The following is a 26,974-nucleotide window of genomic DNA, read 5'->3' on the forward strand; positions in this document are numbered from 1 at the left end:
ATGGCCGGTTCGCGCGCAAATGCGCTGTTTTGTCAGCGCGAATGTGTCGGCGCGGGAGCCCCCGGCACGGCCCCGCCGACCGGACACGCGGCAGCGGGTCCGAACCGGGCTGCACGGGCCGCACGGGCCGAGCCGCGCTGCGCAGGACGGAGCCGGCGCTCTCTCAGTCGCCGCGCGTGCAGCGCGAGAGCAGCCAGGGCTCGACCAGCCCGAGACCGCGGACCGGGCGGCGCCACATCGGTTGCAGGTGGAAGCGGTGGTCGGGCGCGGTGTCGGCCCCCGTGGACGGGCCGGACTCCGCCACCAGGGCGCCGCCCTGGCCCGCGCCGTCCAGGTCCACCGGGGCGGCGCTGCCGTTGTGCTCCAGCGCCGTCGCGAACTCGCCGTCGATGAGCACCGCGTCCTTGGGCGCGATCGAGGTGAGCCGGCTGGCCAGGTTGACGGTGGTGCCGAAGACGTCGCCCATCCGGGAGGTGACGGTGCCGAACGCCATCCCGACCCGCAGCTCCGGCATGGTGTCGTTCTCGGCGAGCGTCTCGACCAGGCCGAGGGCGATCTCGGCGGCCGTCGCCGGGTCCTCGGAGACGTACAGGATCTCGTCGCCCAGGGTCTTGATGACCCGGCCGCCGAGCCCGGCGATCATGTCCGCGCAGGTGTTCTCAAAGGACTCGACCAGCTCGCCGAGCTCCTCCTCCTCCAGCCGGCGCGACAGTCGGGTGAACCCGACCAGGTCGGCGAAACCCACGGCCAGCTTGCCGCTGGTGATCTCGGCGTCCTCGGCGGCCTGCACCACCCGGCCGGTCACCGCGGCCAGCTGACGGCGCCAGACGTACACCAGGAACTGCTCCAGCTCCGGCAGCAGCAGCTCCACCAGCGGGTACGCGACCTCGGCCCGGGTCAGGCCCGGCTCGACGGGCTGGGTGAGGTTGTCGAGGAAGGTGTCCATCTGCCAGCCGGCCAGCCGGGCCGTGGTCTGGCCGGTGGACCGCGCCACCTGGATCGCCATCGACTCACTGAGCAGCCCGGACTCCACCAGGCCCGCCAGCCGGCGCAGCGCGATCACGTCGCTGTCGTTGAGCGCCCTGGACTGGCCGATGTCCGGGAAGCCCATCGCCCGCCAGAACCGGGTGGCCAGCTCCATCGGCACATCGGCGGCCCGGGCGGCCTGGTACGGGGTGTAGCGACGTGGTGCGTCCAGGATCAGCCGTTCGAGGTCCAGTGCGACCGTCAGGTCGTCGGAGCCCGCCGTACCGCCGCTGCTGCCGTCCTCTGCCACCGGTCCGTCCCCGTGCGGTTGCCGCACTTGCCTCATGTCCCGCCTACTCGCCACCTAGCCGGTGGCGCGCGCCGGCCACCCCGCGGGTAGTGGCGCGCCTCACACCGCTGCCAGGTGGAATGTTCGCACGGAATCGCGTAATCCGGGGCATCCGGCCCAGCCGGGCGCCGCCGGCGGCCGGGGAGCGCCCCGGCGGGTGCCCGCGCGGCACCCCGCCCAGGGCCTCAGGACGCCGCCGGGGCCCCGGAGCCCTCGGGCCGCACATGGACGACGTCCCCGGCGGCGACGGACTGCCGGGCGCCGTCGGGCGTACGGACCACCAGTCGGCCGTCCGGGTCGATCGCCACCGCCTCGCCGGTCAGCTCGCGATCGCCCGGCAGCTGCACCCGGACGGCCCGGCCCAGCGTGGAGCAGCGGGCCGCGTACGCCGGCAGCAGCCCGCTGGCGTGCGGATCCCCGGCGGCCGCCGTCCATTCGCCGTACAACTCGCCGAAGGTGCGCAGTACGGCGCGCAGCAAGGTCCCCCGGTCGGTGACCTCGGCGCCGGCCAGGGCGAGCGAGGCGGCGGCCGGGACGGGCAGTTCGTCCTCGCGCAACGTCACGTTGACGCCCAGGCCGGCCACCACGGCGCCGCCGCTGAGCTCGGTGAGGATGCCGCCGATCTTGCGCTCGGCGCCGTCGACGCTGACCTGGAGGTCGTTGGGCCACTTCAGCGCGACCTCCACCTCGGCGATCCGCTCGATCGCGCTCGCGGCCGCCACGCCGACCAGGATCGGCAGCCAGCCGAACCGTTCGACCGGCACACCCGAGGGGCGCAGCAGCAGCGAGAGGAAGAGTCCGGAGCGTGGCGGAGCCGTCCAGTTGCGCTCCAGGCGGCCGCGGCCGGCGCTCTGCGCCTCGGCGATCAGCACCGCGCCCTCGGGCGCGCCGTCCCTGGCCCGGGCGGCGAGGTCGCTGTTGGTGGAGCCGGTCTCCTCGACCACGTCCAGCGCGCTCCAGAGCCCTCCGGGGACGAGGATGTCGCGGCGCAGCGCGTCGGCGTCCAGCGGCGGGCGGTCCAGATCGGTCCAGGGGGAGGGCCCGGCGTGGCCGAAGCCACGCAGACCACTGCGGCGGGGGCGGGGGGCCTCGGGCTCGGGCTCGGTCACCGGCTCAGCGTACCCAGGAGCGCCCGGTACCGCCCGGGGACGAGGGAGCCTCGCGCGGCGCGCTCGCCCCGACGGCCGTAGGCCGCCCCATCCTCGCGCAGAACGCTCGTTGACACACTGTGTCGCTGGCCATAACGGGAAACCCTCCGCGCTGGCTACGCTACTCAACGGTAGTTCGTTGCGCCGCCCTGCCCTCACCCGTAGCACTGACAGGTCGCGGCCCATCTGATTCAGGGAGAGCCACCGGATGACCGAGGCCCCGTACGACCCCCACACCACCGCCGGCAAGCTCGCCGACCTGCGGCGCAGGCTGGACGAGGCGGTGCACTCCGGCTCCGCCGCGGCCGTCGAGAAGCAGCACGCCAAGGGCAAGCTGACGGCCCGTGAGCGGGTCGTGGAGCTGCTGGACGAGGGCTCCTTCGTGGAGTTCGACGAGTTCGCCCGGCACCGCTCGACCAACTTCGGGCAGGCCAAGAACCGCCCGTACGGCGACGGCGTGGTCACCGGCTACGGCACCGTCGACGGCCGTCAGGTCGCCGTGTTCGCCCAGGACTTCACCGTCTTCGGCGGCTCGCTCGGCGAGGTGTTCGGCGAGAAGATCGTCAAGGTGATGGACTTCGCGCTGAAGACCGGCTGCCCGGTCATCGGCATCAACGACTCCGGCGGCGCCCGGATCCAGGAGGGCGTGGTCTCGCTCGGCCTGTACGGCGAGATCTTCCGCCGCAACGTGCACGCCTCCGGGGTGATCCCGCAGATCTCGCTGATCATGGGCCCGTGCGCGGGCGGTGCGGTCTACTCCCCCGCGATCACCGACTTCGTGGTGATGGCCGACCAGACCTCGCACATGTTCATCACCGGCCCCGACGTGATCAAGACCGTCACCGGTGAGGACGTCGGCATGGAGGAGCTGGGCGGCGCGCGCGCCCACAACGCCAAGTCCGGTGTCGCGCACCACCTGGCGGCCGACGAGAAGGAGGCCATCGAGTACGTCAAGAGCCTGCTCTCGTACCTGCCCTCCAACAACCTGAGCGACCCGCCGGCCTACCCCGAGGAGGCCGACCTCACCGTCACCGACGAGGACCTCGAACTCGACACCATCGTGCCCGACTCGGCGAACCAGCCGTACGACATGCACAAGGTGATCGAGCACATCCTGGACGACGGCGAGTTCCTGGAGACCCAGGCGCTGTACGCGGGCAACATCCTCACCGGCTTCGGCCGCGTCGAGGGCCACCCGGTCGGCATCGTCGGCAACCAGCCGATGGACCTGGCCGGCTGCCTGGACATCGCGGCCAGCGAGAAGGCCGCCCGCTTCGTGCGGACCTGCGACAGCTTCAACATCCCGGTGCTGACCTTCGTCGACGTGCCCGGCTTCCTGCCCGGCACCGGCCAGGAGTGGGACGGCATCATCCGCCGCGGTGCCAAGCTGATCTACGCCTACGCGGAGGCGACCGTCCCGCTGATCACCGTGATCACCCGCAAGGCCTTCGGCGGCGCGTACGACGTGATGGGCTCCAAGCACCTCGGCGCGGACCTCAACCTGGCCTGGCCCACCGCACAGATCGCCGTGATGGGCGCCCAGGGCGCCGTCAACATCCTGCACCGCCGCGAGATCGCCGAGGCCGAGGCCGCCGGGAACGCCGACGCCAAGCGCGCCGAGCTGCTCGCCTCGTACGAGGACACCCTGCTCAACCCGTACCTGGCGGCGGAGCGCGGCTACGTGGACGCGGTGATCGCGCCCTCCGAGACCCGCCGGCACATCGTGCGGGGCCTGCGGGCGCTGCGCGGCAAGCGCGAGGTGCTCCCGCCGAAGAAGCACGGCAACATTCCGCTGTAGGCCCGGCCGCGAGAGGATTGAGACATGCCACCGATCCACGTGCTGCACGGGCAGCCGACCCCCGAGGAGCTGGCCACCGTCCTGGCGGTGGTCTCAGCCCGGGCCGCCGCCGCGCAGGCCGCCGCCGAGGCCGCCCGCCGGGCAGGCGCCGGCCCGGCGTCCCCGTGGAACGACCGCGCCCGGCGGCTGCGCAGCACCCCCAGGCCCGGGGCGGGCGTCTGGCGCACCTCCGGCTGGGCGGGCTGATCCGCCCGGAGCGGGAAGTCGGCCCGGCCGGCTTCCCGCTCCCTGGCATGCCCGCGGCCGGAGCGGCCCGGGCCCGCACCGGGCACGGCTCGGGCGTGTGAGAACGACCCGCATCGCCCCGAAACCTGAGTACGGGTACTCAGGCGCAACGCCGGAGCGCCGTCGCACCCTGGAACGGTGCTCTGGTCAGACCCCCGCGACGAGCCCTCCCCCGAGACCCGCCGGGTGCAGCAGAGACTGCACCGGGCCGGGCCCGTGCTCGCCGTTCTCACCGTGCTGATGGCCGTCCTGATGATGCTCTGAAACGCCGGGCCGCGGGTGCCCGGCCCACGGCACCCCCTACCCTGATGGACATGACCGACCGCCGCGCCCTCGTCCTCGCCTCCGCCTCCCCCGCCCGGCTCGGGCTGCTGCGCCAGGCGGGCCTGGACCCGCGCGTACTGGTCAGCGGCGTCGACGAGGACGCGATCAGCGCCGCCACCCCGGCCGAGCTCGCGCTCGTCCTGGCCGAGGCCAAGGCGAAGGCCGTCGCGGCGGAGCTGAGCGGCGGCGAGCTGGTGATCGGCTGCGACTCGGTGCTGGAGCTGGACGGCCGGGCGCTGGGCAAGCCGGCCGACGCCGCCGAGGCACTGGCCCGCTGGCAGTCGATGCGCGGGCGCTCCGGCGTGCTGCGGACGGGGCACTGCGTGATCGACACCGTGACGGGCGAGCAGGTCTCGGAGACCGCCTCCACCACCGTCCGCTTCGGCACCCCCGACGACGGCGAGATCGCCGCGTACATCGCCTCCGGCGAGCCGCTGCACGTGGCGGGCGCGTTCACCCTGGACGGGCGCTCGGCGCCGTTCGTCGAGGGCATCGACGGCGACCCGGGCAACGTCATCGGACTCTCGCTGCCGCTGCTGCGCAGGCTGCTGGCCGCCCTCGGGGTGCGGATCACCGACCTCTGGGCCTGAGCCGTCCCGGGGGCCCGAGCCGTCGCGGGGGCCCGAGCCGTCGCGGGGCCGGCCCGTCGCCGGGAAGTGCGGCGCCTCCGGCAGCGCGCCGTCACCGCCGAACGGCATCCCGCCTACACAACCGGGAGGTCACCGCCCTGCCGGATCCGACAGATCCTCGGCCGCACATCTGTGCCCCGGATCCAGCCCGCACGGCCGTGCGACGCCGATAGGCTGGCCGCGCCGCCGATCCGGGAAGGGGAACGCCGATGACCGACAGCGTGCTCAACGTACTGCTCGGCCTGGTCGCCAGCGCCATCAGTGCCGCGCTGGGCTGGCTCGCGCAGACCCTGCGCCGCCGGCGGCGGACCGCCAGGGTCCGGACGTTCTTCGGCATGCCCGGCGGCACGGAGTGCCTGCTGGTGGTCAACCGGCACGCCAGCGCCGCCAGTTCCAAGAGCGTGCAGCGCAACGACGTGTACGCGCTGATGGAGCTGTCCGCACTGGTCAAGGAGTGCGGCGCGCGGGCCGAGATCGTGGCGCACGACCAGGTGCGCCAGGGGCTGGGCGGCAAGGCCGAGTTCTGCCTCGGCGGCCCGGTCAGCAACGACCGCACCGCGGCCCACCTCGCCTCCTGGCTACCGGGCGTCAGCTTCGCCCCCCGGGAGCGGAGCGCCGAGTTCGACCACGGCGATCTCGCGATATCGGTGGGCGACGAGGAGTTCCGCTACCAGCACGGCACCGAGGTGCCGGGCGGGCGGACCTTCGCGCTGCTGGCCCGGCTGCACGCCGGACCGGGCAGCCGGCCGGTGTTCCTGATCGCCGGTCAGACCGCGATGTCCAACCACGCCGCCGTCCGCTACCTGGTCGCCAACCACCGGCAGCTGGCCCGCCGGCACGGCACCGACGGCACCTTCGCGCTCGTCCTGCGGGTGATCAACCCGGGCGCGTACGGACCGGACGTGGTCGAGGTCGCCTCGGACGTCACCGCCAAGGCGACCGTCCGACCGGTGGAGGCCGCCGTATGAGCCGCCCCGCGGCCCCGATGTGGCGAAGGCCACGACGCGGGCGGGGCCGGCGGCGCGCGCTCCGGCCGGGGGCGCGTAGCGTCTCTACCTGCGGAGCCTCCCGCTCCGTGCACACCTGATCACGAATTCGCGTCACACTCCGTGTGGGATAGCTCACCACCTGGGGCTACTCGCCGGTACCACCCCGTAATCCCTAGACTCGACGAGGTTCAAGAAGGGAGCCACAGTGCGCAAGGTGCTCATCGCCAACCGCGGAGAAATCGCCGTCCGCGTCGCCCGGGCCTGCTCGGATGCCGGTATCGCCAGCGTCGCCGTATACGCCGAGCCGGACCGGGATGCGCTGCACGTCCGCGCGGCCGACGAGGCCTACGCGCTCGGCGGCGACACCCCCGGCACCAGCTACCTGGACATCGCCAAGGTGCTCAAGGCGGCCGCCGACTCGGGAGCGGACGCCGTCCACCCCGGTTACGGCTTCCTCTCCGAGAACGCCGACTTCGCCCAGGCCGTCATCGACGCGGGCCTGACCTGGATCGGCCCGCCGCCGCAGGCCATCCGCGATCTCGGTGACAAGGTCACCGCCCGGCACGTCGCCCAGCGCGCCGGTGCCCCGCTGGTCGCCGGTACGCCGGACCCGGTCTCGGGTGCGGACGAGGTCGTCGCGTTCGCCCGCGAGAACGGCCTGCCGGTCGCCATCAAGGCCGCCTTCGGCGGCGGCGGGCGGGGCCTCAAGGTCGCCCGCACGCTGGAGGAGATCCCGGAGCTGTACGAGTCGGCCGTCCGCGAGGCCGTCGCCGCCTTCGGGCGCGGCGAGTGCTTCGTCGAGCGCTACCTCGACAACCCGCGGCACGTGGAGACCCAGTGTCTCGCCGACAGCCACGGCAACGTGGTCGTCGTCTCCACCCGTGACTGCTCGCTCCAGCGCCGGCACCAGAAGCTGGTCGAGGAGGCGCCCGCGCCGTTCCTCACCGCCGAGCAGAACGCCGAGCTGTACCGGGCCTCCAAGGCCATCCTCAAGGAGGCCGGTTACGTCGGCGCCGGCACCTGCGAGTTCCTGGTCGCCCAGGACGGGCTGATCTCCTTCCTGGAGGTCAACACCCGCCTCCAGGTCGAGCACCCGGTCTCCGAGGAGGTCACCGGCCTCGACCTGGTCCGCGAGATGTTCCGGATCGCCGACGGTGAGGCGCTCGGGTATGACGACCCCGAGGTGCGGGGTCACTCGATCGAGTTCCGTATCAACGGCGAGGACCCGGGCCGCAACTTCCTGCCCGCGCCCGGCACCGTGACGCTGTTCGCGCCGCCGTCCGGCCCGGGCGTGCGGCTGGACGCCGGCGTCGAGAGCGGCTCGGTGATCGGCCCGGCCTGGGACTCGCTGCTGGCCAAGCTGATCGTCACCGGCGCCACCCGCAAGCAGGCGCTGCAGCGCGCCGCCCGTGCGCTGGCCGAGTTCAAGGTGGAGGGCATGGCCACCGCCATCCCGTTCCACCGCGCGGTCGTCACCGACCCGGCGTTCGCGCCGGAGGTGCACGGTGGCGAGGGCCCGTTCAAGGTCTTCACCCGCTGGATCGAGACCGAGTTCGAGAACACCATCCCGGCGTTCACGGGTGCGGGCGGCGAGGCCGAGGAGGCCGACACCCGCGAGACCGTGGTGGTCGAGGTCGGCGGCAAGCGGATCGAGGTCTCGCTGCCGTCCTCGCTGGGCGTCTCGGCGGCTCCGGCCGGCGGCGGCGCGGCGGGCGCCAAGGCCAAGCGCCGGGTCGGCGCCAAGAAGGCCGGCTCGGCCGTCAGCGGTGACACGCTGGCCTCGCCGATGCAGGGCACCATCGTCAAGGTCGCCGTCGAGGAGGGCCAGGTCGTCGCCGAGGGCGAGCTGATCGTGGTCCTGGAGGCGATGAAGATGGAGCAGCCGCTGAACGCCCACAAGGCGGGCACCATCGTCGGCCTCAAGGCCGAGGTGGGCGCGAGCGTCAGCAGTGGCGCGGCGCTCTGCGAGATCAAGGACTGACGTCCGCACCACCGACCGGCCCGTACGCCCCGAGGCGTGCGGGCCGGTCGGCGTTCCGGACCCCTGGGCCCGGAACGCCGAGGACCGCCTCAGACAGGCCCTAACGGCCGCGGGGGAGGCCGAGTTCGGCGAGGCGGGCCGGCGGCTGCCCGGGCGGGCCGCCGTGGACGCCGGGGCGGCGCTGACCCGGGAGCGGCGCGCCACCGGGCGGCGGCGCGACCCGGCGCGGCCCGACCCCGGCGGGGGCCTGGTGCACCGGCCCGGTACCCGTGCCGTGCACGGGCGGCTCACCGGTCAACCCCAGCGAGGCGACGGCGATCTGCACCCCGCAGTCCGCCAGGGCGTCCAGCTGACGGGCGGTGTGGTCGTCGGCGGTCGCCTGCTCGTCCGTCACCAGGCGGGTGATGGCCTCGGTCGGGACGGTCTGGAACATGGTGTCCGCGCCGAGCTTGGTGTGGTCGGCGAGGACGATGACCTCGGCGGCCGACTGCACCAGAGCCCGGTCCACGCTCGCGGAGAGCATGTTCGTGGTCGACAGGCCGCGCTCGGCCGTCAGCCCACTGCCGGAGATGAACGCCTTGGAGACCCGCAGCCCGTGCAGGGACTGCTCCGCGCCACTGCCCACCAGCGCGTAGTTGGAGCCTCTGAGGGTGCCACCGGTCATCACCACCTCCACCCGGTTGGCATGCGCCAGCGCCTGGGCGACCAGCAGCGAGTTGGTGACCACCGTCAGACCGGGCACCCGGGCGAGCCGGCGGGCCAGCTCCTGGGTGGTGGTGCCGGCGCCGACCACCACGGCGTCGCCCTCCTCCACCAGCCCGGCCGCGAGATCGGCGATGGCGCTCTTCTCGGCGGCGGCGAGGTGGGTCTTCTGCGGGTAGCCGGGTTCGCGGCTGAAGCCGCCGGGGAGCACCGCACCGCCGTGCCGGCGGTCGAGGAGCCCTTCTGCCTCCAGTGCCCGTACGTCTCGACGGACGGTCACTTCGGAGGTCTGGACGACGCGGGCCAGCTCGCGGAGCGAAACGGCTCCGTTGGCGCGCACCATTTCGAGGATCAACTGGCGACGTTCTGCTGCAAACACAGAACCGACGGTAACCTGAATGACCGTCTGCTTTCAGGCGTTTGCAGCTGGTAACGGGAATTGCTCACCCCGGTGCGGCGCGTGACCGTACAATACGCGCCGTCAGCAACGCCGGCCCGCGCCCGCCGTACGGGTGAAGGCCGGTGGAACGCGAGGGGGCGGCCACCCGTCGGCGACCGCCCCCAACTGCGCCCGCAGTGCTCAGGATTCGCCGTCGGCCCGCTTGCGGATGTGCAGCTGGCGCGCGGCCTCGGCGGTGGAGCCGGACACCGACGGGTAGACGGTGAACGCGCTGGCCACCTGTTCGACCGTCAGATTGGCGTCCACGGCGAGCGAGATCGGGTGGATCAGCTCGCTCGCCCGCGGCGCGACCACGACGCCGCCGACCACGATGCCGGTGCCCGGGCGGCAGAAGAGCTTCACGAAGCCGTCGCGGATGCCCTGCATCTTGGCGCGCGGGTTGCCGCGCAGCGGGAGCTTCACCTCGACGGCGTCCATCTTCCCGCAGGAGACGTCGGCGGCGGTGTAGCCGACGGTGGCGATCTCCGGGTCGGTGAAGACGTTGGAGGCGACCGTCTTGAGGTTGAGCGGCTGCACCGCGTCGCCCAGCGCGTGGTACATCGCGATCCGGCCCTGCATGGCGGCCACGGAGGCCAGCATGAAGACGCCGGTGCAGTCGCCGGCCGCGTACACGCCGGGGGCGGTGGTACGCGAGACCCGGTCGACGTGGATCTGGCCCCAGTCGTTGAGCTTGACCCCCGCCTCCTCCAGGCCCATCTCGGCGGTGTTGGGGATCGAACCGACCGCCATCAGGCAGTGCGTGCCCCGGATCACCTGGCCGTCGGCGAGCGTCACCTCGACGTGGTCGTCGACCCGCTTGGCACCCTCGGCCCGGGAGCGGCTCATCACGTTCATGCCGCGGCGGCGGAAGACCTCCTCCAGGACCTCGGCGGCGTCCGGGTCCTCGCCCGGCAGCACCCGGTCGCGGCTGGAGACCAGCGTGACCTTGGAGCCGAGCGCCTGGTACGCGCCGGCGAACTCCGCGCCGGTGACACCGGAGCCGACCACGATCAGCTCGCGCGGCAGCTCCTCCAGGTCGTAGACCTGGGTCCAGGTGAGGATCCGCTCGCCGTCCGGCTGGGCGTCCGGCAGCTCACGCGGGTGCGCGCCGGTGGCGATCAGCACCGCGTCGGCGCGCAGCGACTGGACGGTGCCGTCGGGGGCGTCCACCAGCACCTCGCGGGAGCCGTCCGCGGCCTGCCCGCCGGCGCCGAGCCGGCCCCGGCCGCGCAGCACGGTGACACCGGCCCGGGTCACCGACTGGGTGATGTCGTGCGACTGGGCGATCGCCAGCCGCTTCACACGGCGGTTGACCTTGCCGAGGTCCACACCGACCACCCGGGCCGCCTGCTCCAGCGGCGGGGTGTCGTCGGCGACGATGATGCCGAGTTCCTCGTACGAGCTGTCGAAGGTGGTCATCACCTCCGCGGTCGCGATCAGGGTCTTGGACGGCACGCAGTCCGTGAGCACCGCCGATCCGCCCAGACCGTCGCGGTCGACGACGGTCACCTCCGCGCCGAGCTGGGCCGCCACCAGGGCCGCCTCGTATCCGCCGGGTCCGCCACCGATGATCACGATCCGAGTCACGTCCACCATTGTCCCGCACGCCGGGGCCGTCGCCACGCCGGGGTCGGGGCTCGGACGCGGGGTGCGGGCGCGGGGTGCGGGCGCCCGCGCCCCGGCGCCGCTCGGGCGCCGCCGAGGCGCCCCCGGATGCCGCTGCGGCGCCGCCCGGATGTGACGAGGGCCACTCCTACCCCCGGGCGCCGACCCGCGCTCCCGTAGGCTGACGCCCATGCCCCTCTACGCCGCGTATGCCACCAACCTCGATGCCCGGCAGATGACCCGCCGCGCCCCCCACTCCCCGCTCCGCGGTACCGGCTGGCTGGACGGCTGGCGGCTCACCTTCGGCGGCGAGCAGCTGGGCTGGGAGGGCTCGCTCGCCACCGTGGTGGAGGACGAGAAGGACCAGGTGTTCGTCTCCCTCTACGACGTCTCCCCGATGGACGAGGAGGGGCTGGACCGCTGGGAGGGCGTGCAGCTCGGCATCTACCGCAAGATCCGGCTGCGGGCGCACACCCTGGACGGCGACATCCCGGTGTGGACGTACGTGCTCAACGACTACGAGGGCGGCCTGCCCGCGGCCCGCTACCTGGGGCTGATCGCGGACGCCGCGGAGAGCGCCGGCGCGCCGGACGACTACGTGCTGGACCTGCGCCGCCGGCCCTGCTGAGCCGGCCGCCACCCGTCACCCGCGCCCCGATGCCGGGCCCGCGCCGTACGGCCGGGCCCAAACCGGCCCGCGCCTTCCGCCGGTGAATTGGTACGAACATCCGATTGCACAGCGTGGCAATCGGCTGGTTCCAGCCGCTCTCGGTAACAATCCAGCATGGCTCGGGCTCATCTTCTACGCGCGTAGCCGATTCCCGTCTATCCTCGACAACGTGAACGCATCTCCTCAGTCGGTCGTCTCCACCGACCCCTACGCCGCCGCCCAGGCCGCCGCCGAGCGCCTGCGCGAGCTGACCGGTGCCGAGCGCCACGACGTCGCCCTTGTGATGGGCTCCGGCTGGGTGCCCGCCGCCGACGCGCTGGGTGATCCTTCGGCCCCGGGCAACTTCGAGTTCCCGGTCACCGAGCTCCCCGGCTTCCCCGAGCCCGCCGTCGCGGGCCACTCCGGCAAGATCCGGTCCGTGAAGATCGGCGACAAGCGCGCCCTGATCTTCCTCGGCCGCAACCACTACTACGAGGGTTACGGCGTGGCCACCGTGGTGCACGGTGTGCGCACCGCCGCCGCGGCCGGCTGCGAGACCATCGTGCTGACCAACGGCTGCGGTGGTCTGCGCGAGGGCTGGGTGCCCGGCCAGCCGGTCCTGATCAGCGACCACATCAACCTCACCGCGGACTCCCCGATCGTCGGCGCCAACTTCGTCGACCTGACGGACCTCTACTCCAAGAAGCTGCGCGACCTGTGCCGCGAGGTGGACTCCTCCCTGGACGAGGCCGTCTACGTCCAGTTCCGCGGCCCGCACTACGAGACCCCGGCCGAGGTCCACATGGCCCGGGTGCTCGGCGGAGAGCTGGTCGGCATGTCCACCACGCTGGAGGCCATCGCCGCCCGCGAGGCCGGCGCCGAGGTGCTCGGCATCTCGCTGGTCACCAACCTGGCCGCCGGCATCACCGGCGAGCCGCTCAACCACGCCGAGGTGCTGGAGGCCGGAAAGGCCTCCGCAGAGCGCATGGGCGCGCTGCTGGCCAAGGTCCTTGAGCGGATCTGACCGGATCTGACGCAGAATCATGCGTGACGGGGTCTGCGGGGCACCTCCCGCAGACCCCGTCCGCTTGCCCCCCTGGCGGACCTCCCCTGCCTGACCCGTAGGAACCTCCCCGATGGAGCTGGAAGCATGACGCAGGCACCCACCACCGACCTCCTCGCCCGCGCCCGGGCCTGGCTGGCCGAGGACCCCGACCCGCAGACCCGCGAGGAGCTGGCGGCCCTGCTGGCCGCCGCCGAGGGCCCCGACGCCGAGTCCGGTGAGAAGATCGCCTGGTCCCACCTGGCCGAGCGGTTCGCGGACCGCCTGCAGTTCGGCACCGCCGGCCTGCGCGGCGAGCTCGGCGCCGGCCCGATGCGGATGAACCGCGCCGTGGTGATCCGCGCCGCCGCGGGCCTGGCCGCGTACGTCAAGCGCGAGCAGCTCGGCGACCTGGTGGTCATCGGCTACGACGCCCGCCACAAGTCGTACGACTTCGCCCGTGACACCGCCGCCGTGATGGTCGGCGCCGGCCTGCGCGCCGCGCTGCTGCCGCGCGCCCTGCCGACCCCGGTGCTCGCCTTCGCGATCCGCCACCTCGGCGCGGCCGCCGGCGTCACCGTCACCGCCAGCCACAACCCGCCGCAGGACAACGGCTACAAGGTCTACCTCGGCGACGGCTCGCAGATCGTCCCGCCCGCCGACGCCGGCATCGCCGCCGAGATCGACGCGATCGGCTCGCTGGCCGAGGTACCGCTCGCCGACGGCGGCTGGGAGGTGCTCGGCGAGGACATCGTCGAGGCGTACCTGGCCCGCGCCGTCACGACCGTCGACCCGCACGGCGCGCGCGACCTGGACGTCGTCTACACCCCGCTGCACGGGGTCGGCCGGGACGTGCTGGTCGCCGCCTTCCGGAAGGCCGGCTTCCCCGCCCCGACCGTGGTCGCCGCGCAGGCCGAGCCGGACCCGGACTTCCCGACCGTGGCCTTCCCCAACCCGGAGGAGCCCGGGGCGATGGACCTCGCGTTCGAGACCGCCGCCTCCGCGGGCCCGGACATCATCATCGCCAACGACCCGGACGCCGACCGCTGCGCGGTGGCCGTGCCGGACGCCACCGCCGAGAGCGGCTGGCGGATGCTGCGCGGCGACGACGTGGGCGCGCTGCTCGGCGAGGCACTGGTCGCCAAGAAGGCCGTCGGCACCTTCGCGACCACCATCGTCTCCTCCACCCTGCTGGGCCGGATCGCGGCCGCCGCAGGCCTCGGCTACACCGAGACGCTGACCGGCTTCAAGTGGATCGCCCGCGCCGAGGGCCTGCGCTACGGCTACGAGGAGGCGCTCGGCTACTGCGTCGACCCCGAGGGCGTGCGCGACAAGGACGGCATCACCGCCGCCCTGCTGGTCGCCGAGCTCGCCGCCAACCTCAAGCGCTCCGGCCGCACCCTGGGCGACCTGCTGGACGACCTGGCGATGGAGCACGGCCTGCACGCCACCGACCAGCTCTCGGTCCGGGTGCAGGACCTCTCGCTGATCGCCAACGCCATGCAGCGGCTGCGCGAGCAGCCGCCGGTCTCGCTGGCCGGGCTGCTGGTCACCCAGGCGGACGACCTGACGGCCGGCTCGGCCGACCTGCCGCCCACCGACGGCCTGCGCTACTACCTGGCGGGTGAGGGCGTGCGCTCGGCGCGGATCGTGGTCCGCCCCTCGGGTACCGAGCCCAAGCTCAAGTGCTACCTGGAGGTCGTGCTGCCGGTCGGCTCGGCCGCCGACCTCGCCGGGGCGCGCGAGCGGGCCGCCGGCGTGCTCGCCGAGATCAAGCGCGACCTGGCCGCCGCCGCGGGCATCGAGGCCTGATCCCCCGCGGGGGGCTGCCCCCGCGACGGCCGATGGGCCCGTACCCGGTGCGGTGCCGGGCACGGGCCCATCGTGCTGTCCACGGCCAGGGCCTGCCTGACCGGCCCGCGGTCAGTACAGCTAGGCCGCCGCGATCACGGCGATCAGCGCGACCAGCCCGGCGAGCGTCGGCGCGATGATCCACCAGCACCAGGAGATCCGCACCGCACCGGCCGCCTCCGCCCGTCCGGCGTTGCGCTCGGCCAGCTCCTGGAGCACCCCCACCACCTGGTCCGACCAGGCCCTGGTCGGGTCGGGCGCGTCCGGCAGCACCGTCCGCGGCGGGCGCGTCGACATGCCCAGCCGGGACGCGTGCAGGCTGCCCGAACCGCCCTTGGCGAGCTCGCGGTTGGCGCGCTTGCGCTGGCGCAGCGACACCGGCACGGCCCACACCTGGAACTTCTTGCCGGCCGCGAAGAGCTCGACCGAGTAGCCGGCCCGCAGGCCCTCGACCGCCGCCCACGGCGCGTCGATGGTGCGCAGCGGGTTGCGGACCAGCAGCCGGCGGTCGTTGGCCAGCACGGCCGGGCGCAGCGTGTACGCGATCACCGGGGAGGCGAAGACCGGGACGGCGGCCAGCGCGACCCAGGGCGTCTTGCCGGTGCCGTTCAGGACGGCGTCGCCGATCAGCCAGCCGGCCACCAGCAGCAGCAGGACGCCGGAGATGACGCCGGGCATGGAGCGGTACACGCGGTCCGCGTAGATCGGCTCGCCGTCGGGGGCGGCGGAGCCCGGGTGGGGCGTGCCGTCGGATTCGGTCATGGTCCCGATTCTGCCCCATGGCCCCGGCGATCTACAGGGTCCGCGACCGCCCTGTCGGCCGAGCGCGGCACCGGGCGCCGCCGCACGCCCCGCTCCCGCCCGGCCGGGGGCGCGGTCGGGCGGTCAGGCCGTACGGCGGCGCAGGGTGGCCGCGCCCAGCGCGAGCGCCAGCAGGGCCGAGCCCGCGATGACGGCGAGGTCCCCGAGCAGCTCCCCGCTGACGCCCGCCGTGCCGGTCAACCGGGTCATCGCGTCCACCGCGTAGGAGAGCGGCAGCACGTCGGAGGCCCAGCGCAGGACGGGGGCCATGTTCTCGCGCGGGACGAACAGCCCGCAGAGCAGCAGCTGCGGCAGGATCACGGCCGGCAGGAACTGCACCGCCTGGAACTCGGTCGTCGCGAAGGCGGAGACCAGCAGGCCGAGGGCCATCCCGAGCAGCCCGTCGCCGAGCGCGACGGCGAACAGCAGCCAGGTCGGCCCGGCGACGTCCAGCCCGAGCAGGCCCAGGGTGAGCGCCGAGGCCAGCGCCGCCTGGACGAGTGCGACGAGGCCGAACGCGAGCGCGTAGCCGAGCAGGAGGTCGAGCTTGCCGAGCGGCATGGTGAGCAACCGCTCCAGCGTGCCGGTGGTGCGCTCGCGCAGCATCGCCACCGAGGTGACCAGGAACATCACCAGCAGCGGGAAGACGCCGAGCAGGGCGGCTCCGATCCGGTCGAAGGTCTGCGGCTGCCCGTCGAACATGTACCGGAGCAGGGTGAGCAGCAGGCAGGGCACCACCAGCAGCAGTGCGACGGTGCGCGGGTCGCTGCGCAGTTGGGCCAGCACGCGGCGGGCGGTGGCCGGCGTCCGGCCGGTGTGGAGGGCGGTCACGAGGTCACTTCCGTTCTGCCCGCCACCAGGGTGAGGAAGGCGGTGTCGACGTCGGCGGCCCCGGTGCGGCGGAGCAGCTCGGCGGGGGTGTCGTCGGCGAGCAGGCGGCCGTCGCGCATCAGCAGCAGACGGTCGCAGCGCGAGGCCTCGTCCATCACGTGGCTGGAGACCAGCAGGGTGCGCCCGGCCTCGGCGAGGGTCCGGAAGAGCCGCCAGAGGTCCTGGCGCAGCAGCGGGTCGAGCCCGACCGTCGGCTCGTCCAGGATCAGCAGCTCGGGCCGGCCGAGCAGGGCGGCGGCGAGCGAGACCCGGGCACGCTGGCCGCCGGAGAGGCGGGCGACGAGGTCGTGCTCGTGACCGGTCAGGCCGACCTCGGCGATGACCCGCTCGGGGTCGCCTTTGGGCGCGCCGAGCACGGCGGCGAAGTAGCGCAGGTTCTCGGCGACGCCGAGGTCGCTGTAGACCGAGGGCGCCTGGGTGACGTACCCGACCCGGTGGCGCAGGGCTGCGCTGCCCGCCTCGGCCCCGAGCACCTCGACCCGGCCGGCGGCGATCCGCTGGACGCCGACGATCGAGCGCAGCAGCGTCGTCTTGCCGCAGCCGCTGGGGCCGAGCAGGCCGGTGATCGACCCGGCGGCGATGTCGAGGTCAAGGCCGTGCAGCACCGTGGTGCCGCCGCGCACGACGGTCAGCCCGGTGACCCGGATCGCGGGGCTTGCCCCCGCCAAGGAATTCATCATGCGATGAGTTTCCTGCCGCGGCCGGGCCCCGTCAAGCTCCCGCACACCGCGGGCCGAGCCGAGCCCAGCCCCGGCTCAGGCCCCGCCCAGGTATCCCTGGAACGTCGGCGCCAGCAGCGGCAGCAGCTCCTCGCGGCTCGCCGAGGCCAGCGGCTCGACCCCGATCACATAGCGCGCCATGGCCAGCCCGATCACCTGCGAGAGCATCAGCTCGGTGCGCAACTCCGGCTGGTCGAGGCCCAGTTCGGCGGCGGCCCGACGCACCAGCTCCTCCTGCACGAACTCGCGCATCAGCTGCGCCACCTGCTCGGTGGTGGCCGCGGCGCGCAGCAGCGCCAGCATCCGGTCCAGTACGCCGGGCTGCTCCCAGAGCCCGAGCAGGAACTCCGCCAGCCGCACCCCGACCGTCGCCCGGTCGCCGGCCAGCACCAGTTCGACGACGGCCTTCGGCTCGACCGGGAACTCCAGCGCCGCCATGAACAGCCGGTCCTTGCTGCCGAAGTAGTGGTGCAGCAGCGCCGCGTCCACCCCGGCCGCCCGCGCGATCGCCCGCATGCCGGCCTTCTCGTACCCGCGCGCCGCGAACTCCGCCCGCGCCGCCTCCAGTACCGTCCGGCGGGTGTCGGCGCCCCCGGGGCGGCGGCCGGTCTTCTTGCGGGGGGTGGGCTGCTCTGCGGTCGTCACCGCACCATTGTCCGCACAAGCGCCCGAGGGCCACGCGCCCCGGGCCGGACGGGCAGCGCCCATTCCGCGGAGCGGTGCACCGCCCCCCACCGGCGACTCCACCGGCCCCGCCGGCGTGTCGCACGAGGCGCCCGAGGAGCACGGAGCCGGGTGTGCCGCAGCGCGCCCGGGCCGGGTGGCAAGGTCTCGGTCCGGCATCGAAAGAGGGGCCGCCTAGCGCTTGGCTACGCGCGTAGATATGCTGCTCTGGTGACTATGTCCACTGTTACAGCCAACGCCCTCGGCGCTGCGGGCGGCGGCCTGAGTGACGTCGCGTCCTCCGAGGCCTCGCTCCGCCGCTTCCTCCACGGCCTGCCCGGTGTCGACCAGGTCGGCCTGGAAGCCCGCGCCGCCGCCCTCGGCACCCGTTCGATCAAGACCACGGCGAAGGCGTATGCCATCGACCTGGCGATCTCGATGATCGACCTGACCACGCTGGAAGGCGCGGACACGGTCGGCAAGGTGCGCGCCCTGTGCATCAAGGGCAGGAACCCCGACCCCACCGATCCGACCACCCCCCGTGTCGCCGCGATCTGCGTCTACCCGGACATGGTCGCGACCGCGAAGGCGGCCCTGAAGGGCACCGACATCCAGGTCGCCTCGGTCGCCACCGCCTTCCCCGCCGGGCGCGCCGCGCTCCCGGTGAAGCTGGCCGACACCGCCGACGCGGTGGCCGCCGGCGCCGACGAGATCGACATGGTGATCGACCGGGGGGCCTTCCTCTCCGGCCACTACCTGTCGGTCTTCAACGAGATCACCGCCGTGAAGGAGGCCTGCCGGCGCCCCGACGGCACCTCGGCCCACCTCAAGGTGATCTTCGAGACCGGCGAGCTGCAGACGTACGACAACGTGCGCCGCGCCTCCTGGCTGGCGATGCTGGCCGGTGCCGACTTCATCAAGACCTCGACCGGCAAGGTGGCCGTCAACGCCACGCCCCCCGTCACCCTGCTGATGCTTGAGGCCGTCCGCGACTTCAAGGAGCAGACTGGTATCCAGGTCGGTGTGAAGCCCGCCGGTGGCATCAAGACCACCAAGGACGCCATGAAGTACCTGGTGATGGTCAACGAGACCCTCGGCGACGACTGGCTGACCCCGCACTGGTTCCGCTTCGGCGCCTCCAGCCTGCTCAACGACCTGCTGATGCAGCGTCAGAAGCTGACCACCGGCCGGTACTCCGGTCCCGACTACGTGACGGTGGACTGAGAACCATGGCCAAGAACAACAAGAAGGCGGAAGAGCCCGTGCGCAAGAACGGCCTCTTCGAGTACGCCCCCGCACCCGAGTCCCCCGCCGCCGCGGGTGACATCGCGACCTCGTACGGCCACTTCATCGGCGGCGAATTCGTCGACTCCAGCGGCAGCGAGGCCCTGAAGACGGTCAACCCGGCCACCGAGCAGGTGCTCGCCGAGTTCGCCCAGGGCACCGAGGAGGACGTCGACCGCGCGGTCGCCGCCGCCCGCAAGGCGTTCACCGACTGGTCCACGCTGCCCGGCAGCGAGCGCGCCAAGTACCTGTTCCGGATCGCCCGGATCATCCAGGAGCGCTCGCGCGAGCTGGCCGTCCTGGAGTCGATCGACAACGGCAAGCCGATCCGCGAGACCCGTGACGTCGACCTGCCGCTGGTCGCCGCTCACTTCTTCTACTACGCGGGCTGGGCCGACAAGCTCGACTTCGCCGGCTACGGCGCGAACCCGCATCCGCTCGGTGTGGCCGGCCAGGTCATCCCGTGGAACTTCCCGCTGCTGATGCTGGCGTGGAAGATCGCCCCGGCGCTGGCCACCGGCAACACGGTCGTCCTCAAGCCGGCCGAGACCACCCCGCTGACCGCGCTGCGCTTCGCCGAGATCTGCCGCCAGGCGGGCCTGCCCAACGGCGTCGTCAACATCGTCACCGGTGACGGCCGCACCGGCGCCGCGCTCACCGCGCACCCGGACGTCAACAAGGTCGCCTTCACCGGCTCCACCCCGGTCGGCCGGGCCATCGCCAAGCAGCTGGCCGGCACCCGCAAGAAGCTCTCGCTGGAGCTCGGCGGCAAGGCCGCGAACATCGTCTTCGACGACGCGCCGATCGACCAGGCGGTCGAGGGCATCGTCAACGGCATCTTCTTCAACCAGGGCCACGTCTGCTGCGCGGGCTCGCGCCTGCTGGTCCAGGAGTCGATCCAGGACGAGCTGCTGGACGCCCTCAAGCGCCGGATGGACACCCTGCGGGTCGGCGACCCGCTGGACAAGAACACCGACGTCGGCGCCATCAACTCGGCCGCCCAGCTGGCCCGGATCACCGAGCTGACCGCCGCCGGCGAGGCCGAGGGCGCCGAGCGCTGGTCGCCCGCCTGCGAGCTGCCCGGCTCGGGCTTCTGGTTCAAGCCGACCCTGTTCACCGGCGTCAGCCAGGCCCACCGGATCGCCCGCGAGGAGATCTTCGGCCCGGTGCTGTCCGTGCTGACCTTCCGCACCCCCGCCGAGGCGGTGGAGAAGGCCAACAACACGCCGTACGGCCTGTCGGCCGGCATCTGGACCGAGAAGGGCTCGCGCATCCTGTGGACGGCGAACCAGCTCAAGGCCGGCGTCGTGTGGGCCAACACCTTCAACAAGTTCGACCCGACCTCGCCGTTCGGCGGCTACAAGGAGTCGGGCTACGGCCGCGAGGGTGGCCGGCACGGTCTGGAGGCCTACCTCGATGTCTGACATCACCGCGCGTCTTGACGTCTTCAAGACCTACAAGCTGTTCGTCGGCGGGAAGTTCCCGCGTTCCGAGAGCGGGCGGGTGTACGAGGTGACCGACAGCAAGGGCCAGTGGCTGGCCAACGCCCCGCTCGGCACCCGCAAAGACACCCGCGACGCCGTCCTGGCCGCCCGCGCGGCGGTCAAGGGCTGGTCGGGCACCACCGCCTACAACCGCGGCCAGGTGCTCTACCGGGTCGCCGAGATGCTCCAGGGCCGGCGCGAGCAGTTCGCCGCCGAGGTGGCCGTCTCCGAGGGCATCGGTGCCAAGAAGGCCGCCGCCCTCGTCGACGCCGCCATCGACCGCTGGGTCTGGTACGCGGGCTGGACGGACAAGGTCGCCCAGATCGCGGGCAACGGCAACCCCGTCGCCGGGCCCTTCTTCAACCTGTCCGTACCCGAGCCGACGGGCGTCGTCGGGATCGTCGCCCCGCAGGCCGGGTACGGGCACTCCTTCCTGGGCCTGGTCTCGGTGATCGCACCGGCCATCGCCACCGGCAACACGGTGGTCGTGGCGGCGGCCGCCGACGCCCCGCTGCCCGCCCTGTCCCTGGGGGAGGTGCTGGCGACCTCCGACCTCCCGGGCGGCGTCGTCAACCTCATCTCGGGCCGCACGGCGGACATCGCCCCGACGCTGGCCTCGCACCAGGACGTCAACGCGGTGGACCTCACCGGTGCCATCGCGGCCGACGGTCCCGGCGCGGCGGCGGCCCTGGAGGCCTCCGCCGCCGATACCCTGAAGCGAGTCATCCGGCCGGAGCTGGACCCGTTCGCCCAGGACTGGACCGATTCGCCCGGAACGGACCGGCTACTCTCCTTCCTGGAGACCAAGACGGTCTGGCACCCGATCGGGATCTGACCGACCCCGACCCGGTAGCCGACAACTCCACAGACTGGCCGTCCCCAGTGCCCTACCCCCCCGGGGCCCGGACGTGCCATGACGGACCCGCGCCTCTCCCCCCTGGCGCGGGTCCGTCGACCTTGCGGCCCGGCCCCCGCCGTCAACTTTCGTCGCACCGGCGCAAGCCGATCGGCGCTCCACCGGGCCCCTCGGACGACGGACGATAGGGGCTCACCAGCGGAGGGGGCCCCATGGGGGAGATCATCGGCGAGCTGATGACGCTGCTCGCGAGCGACACGTTTGTCAGGCTGAGCGCCAGGAGGATCCGGCGGCGGCTCAGCGCCGGACGGCCGGCCCGGATCCCCTGCACGGCCCGCGCCGACCGCCCGGGCTGGCCGTCCGAGTACGCGACCGGCCACCTGCTGGTGACCCCCGGCCAGGATGTGATCTTCGGCTCACGCGCACACGGCGACCTCGCCCTCCCCACCGGCGGCAGCTTCCACGACCCGGAGCCCGATGAGTGGCACAGCCTCGACTGGGCCGCCACCTGCTACCAGCCGCCCGGCGGCGGAGAGCCGGTCAATCTCCAGGTGGACAGCCAGTTCCTGCCCGCGCTGCACCTCGTACTCGGCGCCCCCGCACAGCTGCGGGCGGCCTGATCCGGGCAGCCGCCGGCCGCCGCACGCGCACAGAAAGGGGACTCCGGCCGGTTTCGGCATCGCCCCTCGATGCGTCAGACTGGTTTCCCGTGAGTGTCTCCCCGCTGAACCCTGTGCCGAGAGCCCGTGCCCGGGTCGTCCTGCTGTCCGGGCCGTCCGGATCGGGGAAGTCCTCGCTGGCCGAGAGCACCGGCCTCCCGGTGCTCCAGCTCGACGACTTCTACAAGGACGGGGACGACCCGACCCTGCCCACCCTGCCCGACGGCAGCGCCACCGACTGGGACTCCCCGCTCGCCTGGCACCGCGAGCAGGCCGTGGGGGCGATCCGGCAGCTGGTCGAGCACGGCAGGGCCGAGGTGCCCGTCTACTCGATCCCCGACAACGGCTGCGTGGGCACCCGCACGCTGGACCTCGCCGGGGCGAGCGCGTTCATCGCCGAGGGCATCTTCGCCGCCGAGATCGTCGCGCAGTGCGCCGCCGAGGGCCTGCTCGGGGACGCGATCTGCCTGCGCAACCGCCCGACCACCACCGCCTGGCGCCGGCTGCGCCGGGACGTCCGCGAGGGGCGCAAGTCACTGCCGGTGCTGCTGCGCCGCGGCTGGCGCCTGATGCGCGCCGAGCGGGGCATCGTGGCCCGCCAGATCAGCCTGGGCTCGTACGCCTGCGCCCGCCCCGAGGCCGAGCGACGGGTACGCGACGTCGTGGAGCGGCCCGCGCTGACCGCGGTCTAGCCCGGCCCGCGGCGCCCCCACGACACCCCCGCGCGGCGGACAGCGATACGACGACGGACCCGGTGCTTCTCCCCCGCACCGGGCCCGCCGTCGTCGTGCGGCCGCAGGCTCCCCCTGGCGCCCCTCCCCCGAGCGGCACCGCGATCCCACAGCCCTATTCACCCGTCCCCCGACGGGAGTCTCTGTCGTGCCTAGGCGACCAGCTCGCCGAAGGCGTGCGCGGTGTCACCCGTGCGGTTGAGCTGCTCGTCATCGCGCAGCCGGCGCAGCGCGCGCCAGATGCTGCTCTTGACGGTGCCGACGCTGATGCCGAGCACGTCGGCGATCTCCGGGTCGGTCTTGCCCTCGTAGTAGCGCAGCACGAGCATGGTGCGCTGGTTCTCCGGGAGCTTGGCGAGCGCCTGCCAGAGCACGGCGCGCAGCTCCGTGCCGCCCATCGCGTCGGTGTCGCCGACCGTCTCCGGCAGCTCCTCCGTCGGGTACTCGGCGACCTTGCGGCGCCGCCAGGCGGAAATGTGCAGGTTGGTCATGGTGCGGCGGAGGTAGCCCCCGACCGCGGCCTTGTCGGTGATCCGGCCCCAGGCGCGGTAGGTGCTGAAGAGCGCGCTCTGCAGCAGGTCCTCGGCCTCGTAGCGGTCACCGGTCAGGTGGTACGCGGTGGCGTACAGGGAGGCGCGGCGCTCGCGCACGTACGCGGTGAACTCCGTGATGTGGTCCTCCGCGGCGGCCGAGTGCTCCCCCTGCGCGCCTCCCTGCCCGCTCCCGGTCGCGCGCCCCGCCGCGGGGGTCAGCCGCAGCAGCGTCGCGCCTGCGGCCTCGCGTCCGGCCGGCTCCCCCGAGCCGACCGCGCGAAGACCGCTTCCGGCGGCCGCCGGAACGTCGTGCCCCTCGACGCGTACGGGGAGGATCCCCCGCAGCGTGAGGGTGCTGCTGGTGTCGGCCGCACTCCCCTTGCGGCCGATCCCGTACAGCTCCCCCTGCCTGCCGCCGCCGCTCACCCGGCGAACAGCAGTGTTTCCACCGGTGCTGTGTGCGCACCCCCGTACGATCACGGCACCGGAGGTCTCATCGGTCCTGACCTCGTACCTGGTCCGGTGGGACCCGGCTGAAGAACGCGCGTCCCGGGCAGCCGGGTTGCTCCTGGTCTGAAGCATTGCGTTCATCGTGCGCCCCCTTGATCGGTACGAGCGGTTCCTGGCGCCGCCTTCACAACCGGCCTGTTGGCCTGCCGTGTTGCGGCGACATGGAAAATCCTGCCCGCCGGTTGTGATGGGGCTGTCCCCCGACTGTCACAGGGCTGTCACAGCGCCCGGGATCTTCGACTCCCGGGCCGTCCGCCACCCATGACGCACACGCGTCGCCACCCGGTTCCCGCGCGCCCGTTCCGCTCCCGCACGCCCTCGGTGACGACCCGCGGGGGTGATTCGGCGCGCCGGGTGGGCCAGAATGAGGCCGTGCCTTTCCTCCTTCTGATCGAGGACGACGACGCCATCCGGACCGGCCTCGAACTCGCCCTCACCCGCCAGGGCCACCGCGTGGCCGCCGCCGCCTCGGGCGAGGACGGACTGAAGCTCTTCAAGGAGCAGCGTCCGGACCTGATCGTGCTGGATGTGATGCTGCCCGGCATCGACGGTTTCGAGGTCTGCCGCCGCATCCGGCGCACCGACCAGCTGCCGATCATCCTGCTCACCGCCCGCTCCGACGACATCGACGTCGTCGTGGGGCTGGAGTCCGGCGCGGACGACTACGTCGTCAAGCCGGTCCAGCCACGCGTCCTCGACGCCCGGATCCGGGCCGTACTGCGGCGCGGCGAGCGGGAGAGCTCCGACTCCTCCGCGTACGGGAGCGTGGTGATCGACCGTTCGGCGATGACCGTCACCAAGGACGGCGAGGACCTCCAGCTCACGCCGACCGAGCTGCGGCTGCTGCTGGAGCTGAGCCGGCGCCCCGGCCAGGCGCTCTCCCGCCAGCAGTTGCTGCGGCTGGTCTGGGAGCACGACTACCTGGGCGACTCCCGGCTGGTGGACGCCTGTGTGCAGCGCCTGCGGGCGAAGGTGGAGGATGTCCCCTCGGCGCCGACGCTGATCCGCACGGTTCGCGGGGTCGGCTACCGGCTCGACCCTCCGGCATGACCATGACGGCGATACTCGACGGCGGAACAGGCAATTGACTGAACATCAGACGTCCCGGCGGTTCGGCTCGGGGCCGTGGCGAAGGCTGCGCTCGTTGCGGGTGCGACTGATCGCGGTGTTCGCCGTGGTCGCGCTGACCACCGCCGTCTCCGCCTCCGGGATCGCGTACTGGCTGAACCGGGACGCGGTGCTCAAGCGCGCCCAGGACACCGCGCTCAACGACTTCCGGGTCTCGCTCAGCCGCAACGTCTCCGAGCTGCCGCTCAAGGCGACCTGCGACGAGCTGAACCGGCTCGCCAACCAGGTGGCCAGCTCCGGGCTCAGCTACGACGTGGTGGTGGCCGACGAGGCGCAGCCCGACTGCACCGCCTCCTCCGACCCCTCGCGCTACACGATCGCCCAGGTGCCGGCCGCCCTGCGCAACACCGTCGCCAAGCCCCGGGAACTGAGCAACGGCAACCCGTACGCATACCACCTGTACTGGCAGCGGCAGAACCTGGAGGGCCGGCCGTTCGTGATCGGCGGTACCAAGGTCGTACCGACCGGGCCGACCGCCTACATGTTCAAGTCGCTGGAGAACGAGCGCGCCGACCTCAACACGCTGGGCTGGTCGCTGGCGATCGCCACCCTGCTCGCGCTGATCGGCTCGGCCCTGCTCGCGCAGGCCGCCTCGGCGACCGTGCTGCGCCCGGTGAAGCGGCTCGGCGACGCCGCCCGGCGCCTGGGCGAGGGCCACCTGGACACCCGCCTGGAGGTCGAGGGCGCCGACGAGCTCGCCGACCTGGCCCGGACCTTCAACCGCACCGCGCAGTCGCTGCACGAACAGGTCGAGGAGCTCAGCGCCCGGGAGGCGCAGAGCCGGCGGTTCGTCGCCGACATGTCGCACGAGCTGCGCACCCCGCTGACGGCGATGACGGCCGTGACGGACATCCTGGAGGACGAGGCCGAGTCGCTGGACCCGATGATCGAGCCGGCCGTCCGGCTCGTCGTCAGCGAGACCCGTCGGCTGTCCGACCTGGTGGAGAACCTGATGGAGGTGACCCGCTTCGACGCGGGCACCGCCAAGCTGGTCGCCGACGAGGTGGACATCGCCGACCTGATCATGTCCTGCATCGACGGCCGTGCCTGGTACGACGCCGTGGAGCTGGACGCGCCACGCGGGATCCGGGCGGTGGTGGACCCGCGCCGCCTCGACGTGGTCTTCGCCAACCTGATCGGCAATGCGCTCAAGCACGGCGGCTCGCCTGTCCGGGTGAAGGTCCGCCAGGACGAGGACGAGGTGGTGGTCGAGGTCTCCGACAGCGGCCCGGGCATCCCCGAGGACGTCCTGCCCCACGTCTTCGACCGCTTCTACAAGGCCGACAAGGGCCGGGCCCGCTCCGAGGGCAGCGGGCTCGGGCTGTCGATCGCGATGGCCAACGCCCAGATCCACGGCGGAACCATCACCGCCGCCAACGGCGGGAGCGGCGCGGTCTTCACCCTGACCCTGCCGGTCACCCAGCCCCCACCGGCCGACCAGAACACCGAGGATCCGCGATGAAGGCACGACCCGGGCTCCGGCGCAGAGCGGCGACGGTCCTGGTGCTGCTCGCGGCCCTCGCCACGGCCTGCGGGATCCGCCCGACCGCTGTCCCCGTGGATGCGGGCGCGCCCGCCACCAGGACGGCCTGCCCGACCCCGGTGCAGGTCCCCTCCGCGGCGAGCACGCCCTCGCCGTCCCCGGCGGTGACCAGGGCGCCCGCCGGCAAGCAGCCGACCGGTGCCGGACCGGCGCTCTCCCCGGCGCTCTCCCCGACGGGGCGGGCGGCCGGTACGGCTTCGTCGTCCCCGTCGGCCGGCCCGTCGGCCTCCCCATCGGCCCCTACGACGGCTGCTGCGACGCCGAGCGCCGGGGCGGCCACCGCCCCGGCGGACGGCCTGTTCAGCGCGCTGCCCACGCCGTCGCCCTCGGCGAAGCCGGGGACGGGCTGCCCCTGACGGCCGCCGGGGCCGGCCACCGGCCGTCCCGGGGCCCGGACGTTCGCGTCGGCACCTTC

Annotated in this window: 26 protein-coding genes; 17 read left to right on the top strand and 9 right to left on the bottom strand. The window is 73.2% G+C overall.

The genetic code is table 11. From position 1 onward, the window contains the following. Positions 1-163: 163 nt before the first annotated feature. Positions 164-1,312 carry an adenylate/guanylate cyclase domain-containing protein gene (locus ACIBH3_RS12460; RefSeq protein ID WP_396311907.1) on the bottom strand — a complete coding sequence of 383 codons (1,149 nt, stop codon included), beginning with the start codon at positions 1,310-1,312 and terminating at the stop codon, positions 164-166. A gap of 188 nt (positions 1,313-1,500) precedes the next feature. Continuing rightward, positions 1,501-2,379 (bottom strand): biotin--[acetyl-CoA-carboxylase] ligase, encoded by an 879-nt coding sequence (locus ACIBH3_RS12465; RefSeq protein ID WP_396312078.1) that lies wholly within the window; start codon positions 2,377-2,379, stop codon positions 1,501-1,503. Positions 2,380-2,671: 292 nt separating this feature from the next. On the opposite strand from ACIBH3_RS12465, the gene ACIBH3_RS12470 reads away from it, so the two are divergent. The 6 genes from ACIBH3_RS12470 to ACIBH3_RS12495 all read left to right on the top strand — a co-directional run bounded on the left by ACIBH3_RS12470 (position 2,672) and on the right by ACIBH3_RS12495 (position 8,469). Further along, complete coding sequence (locus ACIBH3_RS12470; protein WP_396311908.1) at positions 2,672-4,261, top strand: acyl-CoA carboxylase subunit beta; 1,590 nt, start codon at positions 2,672-2,674, stop codon at positions 4,259-4,261. 24 nt (positions 4,262-4,285) lie between these two features. After that, positions 4,286-4,507 (top strand): acyl-CoA carboxylase subunit epsilon, encoded by a 222-nt coding sequence (locus ACIBH3_RS12475; RefSeq protein WP_396311909.1) that lies wholly within the window; start codon positions 4,286-4,288, stop codon positions 4,505-4,507. A 177-nt stretch (positions 4,508-4,684) separates the two neighbouring features. After that, positions 4,685-4,810: a morphogenic membrane protein MmpB gene (gene mmpB, locus ACIBH3_RS12480; RefSeq protein WP_396311910.1), complete on the top strand. Its 126-nt coding sequence runs from the start codon at positions 4,685-4,687 to the stop codon at positions 4,808-4,810. A 50-nt stretch (positions 4,811-4,860) separates the two neighbouring features. Next, positions 4,861-5,460 carry a nucleoside triphosphate pyrophosphatase gene (locus tag ACIBH3_RS12485; RefSeq protein ID WP_396311911.1) on the top strand — a complete coding sequence of 200 codons (600 nt, stop codon included), beginning with the start codon at positions 4,861-4,863 and terminating at the stop codon, positions 5,458-5,460. 248 nt (positions 5,461-5,708) lie between these two features. Continuing rightward, positions 5,709-6,467 carry a hypothetical protein gene (locus tag ACIBH3_RS12490; RefSeq protein ID WP_396311912.1) on the top strand — a complete coding sequence of 253 codons (759 nt, stop codon included), beginning with the start codon at positions 5,709-5,711 and terminating at the stop codon, positions 6,465-6,467. A 226-nt stretch (positions 6,468-6,693) separates the two neighbouring features. Next, on the top strand, positions 6,694-8,469 hold the full coding sequence (locus ACIBH3_RS12495; protein WP_396311913.1) for an acetyl/propionyl/methylcrotonyl-CoA carboxylase subunit alpha: 1,776 nt from the start codon (positions 6,694-6,696) through the stop codon (positions 8,467-8,469). Positions 8,470-8,569: 100 nt separating this feature from the next. Here the strand turns inward: ACIBH3_RS12495 and ACIBH3_RS12500 are convergent, their stop codons facing one another. Then, positions 8,570-9,514 carry a DeoR/GlpR family DNA-binding transcription regulator gene (locus ACIBH3_RS12500; protein WP_396312079.1) on the bottom strand — a complete coding sequence of 315 codons (945 nt, stop codon included), beginning with the start codon at positions 9,512-9,514 and terminating at the stop codon, positions 8,570-8,572. A 237-nt stretch (positions 9,515-9,751) separates the two neighbouring features. Then, the gene (locus tag ACIBH3_RS12505) at positions 9,752-11,206 is read right to left on the bottom strand and encodes an NAD(P)H-quinone dehydrogenase (RefSeq protein WP_396311914.1); all 1,455 of its coding nucleotides are present in this window, start codon (positions 11,204-11,206) and stop codon (positions 9,752-9,754) included. Between the two features lie 199 nt (positions 11,207-11,405). Here ACIBH3_RS12505 and ACIBH3_RS12510 point away from each other — a divergent pair, with 199 nt between their 5' ends. From ACIBH3_RS12510 to ACIBH3_RS12520, 3 genes are all read left to right on the top strand, one after another. Beyond that, complete coding sequence (locus tag ACIBH3_RS12510) at positions 11,406-11,843, top strand: gamma-glutamylcyclotransferase (protein ID WP_396311915.1); 438 nt, start codon at positions 11,406-11,408, stop codon at positions 11,841-11,843. Between the two features lie 211 nt (positions 11,844-12,054). Beyond that, a complete protein-coding gene (locus tag ACIBH3_RS12515) occupies positions 12,055-12,888 on the top strand; it encodes a purine-nucleoside phosphorylase (RefSeq protein WP_396311916.1) in 834 nt (277 codons plus the stop codon). 126 nt (positions 12,889-13,014) lie between these two features. Next, the gene (locus ACIBH3_RS12520) at positions 13,015-14,718 is read left to right on the top strand and encodes a phospho-sugar mutase (RefSeq protein ID WP_396311917.1); all 1,704 of its coding nucleotides are present in this window, start codon (positions 13,015-13,017) and stop codon (positions 14,716-14,718) included. Between the two features lie 120 nt (positions 14,719-14,838). On the opposite strand, the gene ACIBH3_RS12525 is transcribed toward ACIBH3_RS12520, so the two are convergent. From ACIBH3_RS12525 to ACIBH3_RS12540, 4 genes are all read right to left on the bottom strand, one after another. Further along, entirely contained in the window at positions 14,839-15,519 is a 681-nt protein-coding gene (locus tag ACIBH3_RS12525) for a PH domain-containing protein (protein WP_396311918.1), read from the bottom strand. 123 nt (positions 15,520-15,642) lie between these two features. After that, entirely contained in the window at positions 15,643-16,389 is a 747-nt protein-coding gene (locus ACIBH3_RS12530) for an ABC transporter permease (RefSeq protein ID WP_396311919.1), read from the bottom strand. Then, positions 16,386-17,126: an ABC transporter ATP-binding protein gene (locus tag ACIBH3_RS12535; protein WP_396312080.1), complete on the bottom strand. Its 741-nt coding sequence runs from the start codon at positions 17,124-17,126 to the stop codon at positions 16,386-16,388. The genes ACIBH3_RS12530 and ACIBH3_RS12535 overlap by 4 nt, the downstream gene beginning before the upstream one ends. Positions 17,127-17,204: 78 nt before the next feature. After that, positions 17,205-17,813 (bottom strand): TetR family transcriptional regulator, encoded by a 609-nt coding sequence (locus tag ACIBH3_RS12540; RefSeq protein ID WP_396311920.1) that lies wholly within the window; start codon positions 17,811-17,813, stop codon positions 17,205-17,207. Between the two features lie 255 nt (positions 17,814-18,068). Here ACIBH3_RS12540 and deoC point away from each other — a divergent pair, with 255 nt between their 5' ends. From deoC to ACIBH3_RS12565, 5 genes are all read left to right on the top strand, one after another. Then, positions 18,069-19,055: a deoxyribose-phosphate aldolase gene (deoC, locus tag ACIBH3_RS12545; protein ID WP_396311921.1), complete on the top strand. Its 987-nt coding sequence runs from the start codon at positions 18,069-18,071 to the stop codon at positions 19,053-19,055. Between the two features lie 5 nt (positions 19,056-19,060). After that, positions 19,061-20,539 (top strand): aldehyde dehydrogenase family protein, encoded by a 1,479-nt coding sequence (locus ACIBH3_RS12550; RefSeq protein ID WP_396311922.1) that lies wholly within the window; start codon positions 19,061-19,063, stop codon positions 20,537-20,539. Then, the gene (locus tag ACIBH3_RS12555) at positions 20,532-21,434 is read left to right on the top strand and encodes an aldehyde dehydrogenase family protein (RefSeq protein WP_396311923.1); all 903 of its coding nucleotides are present in this window, start codon (positions 20,532-20,534) and stop codon (positions 21,432-21,434) included. Before ACIBH3_RS12550 ends, ACIBH3_RS12555 begins: the two co-directional genes overlap by 8 nt. A gap of 233 nt (positions 21,435-21,667) precedes the next feature. Further along, on the top strand, positions 21,668-22,075 hold the full coding sequence (locus ACIBH3_RS12560; RefSeq protein WP_396311924.1) for a hypothetical protein: 408 nt from the start codon (positions 21,668-21,670) through the stop codon (positions 22,073-22,075). Between the two features lie 89 nt (positions 22,076-22,164). After that, positions 22,165-22,806, top strand: coding sequence for an ATP-binding protein (locus ACIBH3_RS12565; protein WP_396311925.1), 642 nt, complete (start codon positions 22,165-22,167; stop codon positions 22,804-22,806). A 191-nt stretch (positions 22,807-22,997) separates the two neighbouring features. Here ACIBH3_RS12565 and ACIBH3_RS12570 read toward each other — a convergent pair whose 3' ends face one another. Then, positions 22,998-23,858, bottom strand: a complete 861-nt coding sequence (locus ACIBH3_RS12570) for a SigE family RNA polymerase sigma factor (RefSeq protein WP_396312081.1) — start codon at positions 23,856-23,858, stop codon at positions 22,998-23,000. A gap of 402 nt (positions 23,859-24,260) precedes the next feature. On the opposite strand from ACIBH3_RS12570, the gene ACIBH3_RS12575 reads away from it, so the two are divergent. Genes ACIBH3_RS12575 through ACIBH3_RS12585 form a run of 3 tightly spaced genes read left to right on the top strand, consistent with a single transcriptional unit; the run spans position 24,261 to position 26,915 of the window. After that, positions 24,261-24,938, top strand: a complete 678-nt coding sequence (locus ACIBH3_RS12575) for a response regulator transcription factor (RefSeq protein ID WP_184918780.1) — start codon at positions 24,261-24,263, stop codon at positions 24,936-24,938. Positions 24,939-24,972: 34 nt separating this feature from the next. Then, entirely contained in the window at positions 24,973-26,478 is a 1,506-nt protein-coding gene (locus tag ACIBH3_RS12580; RefSeq protein ID WP_396311926.1) for an ATP-binding protein, read from the top strand. Further along, positions 26,475-26,915, top strand: a complete 441-nt coding sequence (locus ACIBH3_RS12585) for a hypothetical protein (protein WP_396311927.1) — start codon at positions 26,475-26,477, stop codon at positions 26,913-26,915. The genes ACIBH3_RS12580 and ACIBH3_RS12585 overlap by 4 nt, the downstream gene beginning before the upstream one ends. Positions 26,916-26,974: the final 59 nt, after the last annotated feature.

The sequence above is a fragment of the Kitasatospora sp. NPDC050543 genome (assembly GCF_044457565.1).
Taxonomy (GTDB): Bacteria; Actinomycetota; Actinomycetes; order Streptomycetales; family Streptomycetaceae; genus Kitasatospora.